Source organism: Lutibacter maritimus (genome assembly GCF_900116115.1).
In the GTDB taxonomy this organism is placed as follows: domain Bacteria; phylum Bacteroidota; class Bacteroidia; order Flavobacteriales; family Flavobacteriaceae; genus Lutibacter; species Lutibacter maritimus.
On sequence record NZ_FOZP01000017.1, the window covers coordinates 1 to 2,394 of the forward strand.

Here is a 2,394-nt window from a genome sequence, read left to right on the forward strand (position 1 = left end):
AACGGTCTTGTATATGAAAAGTAGCGGATTTTTTGCACTAACTTTTCGGTTAAACACAGACCTTAAATTTATAAAATCCATTTTGATTTAGCACCTAAACCGCTATTTTTTATATACGTTGTTACCCACTGGCTTTATTCCGTTCAGCTTGGTTTTCAGCGTTGGCAAAGACATACTCTTTTGCAATTTTTGGCTTGTGTTTTGGCTGAAGCGAATTGCAAATGTGTATGGCTTTTAGCGTTGGCTTTTCTATTTATTTGCTCAATTTTAAAATCCTAAATGCACCCTGAATTACCAAACCAAATACTATTGTTCCGATTATCAAATCTGGTTTTCCTGAATTCAGCCAATTGACCAAAAGTCCTGCTATAATTACACCTAAATTTATTATCACATCATTCGAGGTGAAAATCATACTTGCTTTCATATGAGCTTCTTCTTTGCTCTTTGACTTTTGTAAAATGTAAAGACAAATGCCATTTGCGATAAGTGCAAAAACAGAAACGATAATCATTGTTGAAAAATCGGGAAGTTTTTCGTCTCCGAAAAATCTTCTTAAAACTTCCACAAATCCTATAATTGCGAGTGTTATTTGAAAATATCCAGCAAGTTTTGCAATCCGCTTTTTCTTAATCAATGTACCTCCAACCGCAAACAAGCTAATTCCGTAAACGAAACTGTCGGCAAGCATATCTAAACTATCAGCAACAAGTCCCATTGATTTTGCAATTATTCCTGTTGTCATTTCGAGAATGAAAAAGGCAAAATTGATTGCAAGTACAGACCAAAGTAGCTTTTTTTGGTTTGCGTTTTCTTTAAATTCCGTTTGGTCGGTCTGTTCGGTCGAAATTTTCTTTCCGCCTAAATTTAGTTCGATAACGGACTTTTCGATTTGGTCGTTTTCTCCGCTGTGAAAAACGGTCAATTTTCGATTCGGAATATCAAAGTCCAAATTCACGATACTTGAAATTCCATCCAATTTCATTCGGATTAGATTCTCCTCGGAAGGACAGTCCATTTTGGTAATTTCAAAGATTGTCTTTTGCATATTTCCTAACAACAACTTTTATTTTCTTGAATTGGTGGACAAGCTACTGTACCATAAGAACAATAAACACAACAATCTCCCTTTTTTGGTTTCAAAACCGTTTTGCAATTCTCACATTCGTAGAAAAATTGACAAGCGTTTGTTGGCATATCTTCTACTTTTTTATGTCCGCAGTTTGGACAAGTTATTACAGATTTTAATATGGTTTCCATTAATTTTCTTTTTTGTCGGTTACTTTATAACCTGTTGAATTAATTGCTTTCTCAATTTCCGTTTCATTGGTTTTGGTCTTGTCAAATTCAACGATTGCATTTCCATTTTCGTAAGACGCTTTTGAGTTTATAATTCCGTTGAGTTTGTTCACTTCGTGATTTACGTGTTCTTCGCAACTCGCACAAGTCATTCCGATGATTTTAAATTCCGTTGTTTTAATGTCCGATTTGTCAACTACGATTATTTGCTTTTCTGTATTTGGGTAAAAAATTCCTGAATAGTATGGGAAAGCCAACATTACAATTGCAAATACTGTTACAATTCCTAAAAACTTTTTTGATTGAATAAATTTTGGTTTTTCGTCCGTCTCACAATCACAGTCTATTTCTTTTTGAGGTTTAAGTTTTTGATACCAAGCAAAGCCAAGAACTAAAATTGTCAGTCCAATTAAATAAGGTCTAAAAGGTTCAATCCAAGAAAATGTTGAGGCAATTCCGCTTGTTCCTGCGATTAGAGCCAAAACAGGTGTAATACAACATAATGAAGCTGTAATTGCAGTTAACAAACCTGCACCAATTAATTTGTTTTCGCTTTTCATATCGTTTCTAAAATTTTGTTTTTATCAAGTATCTCAAAGAATGGATTTAGCATTTTTTCGTATTTAGCCGTGAGTGAGTAAAAAATCGTTTGAGCATCTCTTTCTGTTTCTAATAAATTTCGGTCTTTCATTTTTCTCAAATGTTGAGAAATAGCAGAAATGTTCATCCCGAGAATATCGCTCAAATCACAAACGCAAAGTCTTTTTTCTTCAAAGAGTAGGTAAAGTATTTTCAGTCGAACGCTATTTCCGACTAATGAAAGTCTGTTCGCCAAATAATCGAACGATTCGTTTAATTCAGAAACTGTGTCTTTGCAACGATTTATTTGTTCAATATCGGCTTGTTGTCTTATGCAAGAATTATTTTCCATATCGCAAAGTTACAATTATTTCTTATTTAAGCAAATACTTAAATACATAATTCTCAAGCGTTGGGAAATTTTAGCTCTTTTGGTTTTTTAAGCTTGGAATTGTGTGTCGGAAAAAACCGAAAGTGCTAAAATATGCGGTGGGTTTTCAGCTTGTGGGTAACGTG

At 33.9% G+C, this 2,394-nt stretch carries 4 protein-coding genes; all 4 read right to left on the bottom strand.

Annotated features, from left to right (window positions below):
• Positions 1 to 253: 253 nt before the first annotated feature.
• From BM335_RS15495 to BM335_RS15510, 4 genes are read right to left on the bottom strand one after another with little or no spacing between them, the layout of a single operon-like run.
• Positions 254 to 1,048: a cation efflux transmembrane domain-containing protein gene (locus BM335_RS15495; RefSeq protein WP_090230863.1), complete on the bottom strand. Its 795-nt coding sequence runs from the start codon at positions 1,046 to 1,048 to the stop codon at positions 254 to 256.
• A 5-nt stretch (positions 1,049 to 1,053) separates the two neighbouring features.
• Positions 1,054 to 1,260, bottom strand: coding sequence for a GDCCVxC domain-containing (seleno)protein (locus tag BM335_RS15500; protein WP_090230866.1), 207 nt, complete (start codon positions 1,258 to 1,260; stop codon positions 1,054 to 1,056).
• The gene (gene merTP, locus BM335_RS15505) at positions 1,260 to 1,859 is read right to left on the bottom strand and encodes a mercuric transport protein MerTP (RefSeq protein ID WP_090230871.1); all 600 of its coding nucleotides are present in this window, start codon (positions 1,857 to 1,859) and stop codon (positions 1,260 to 1,262) included. Before merTP ends, BM335_RS15500 begins: the two co-directional genes overlap by 1 nt.
• Positions 1,856 to 2,230, bottom strand: a complete 375-nt coding sequence (locus BM335_RS15510) for an ArsR/SmtB family transcription factor (protein WP_090230874.1) — start codon at positions 2,228 to 2,230, stop codon at positions 1,856 to 1,858. The genes merTP and BM335_RS15510 overlap by 4 nt, the downstream gene beginning before the upstream one ends.
• Between the last annotated feature and the right edge of the window lie 164 nt (positions 2,231 to 2,394).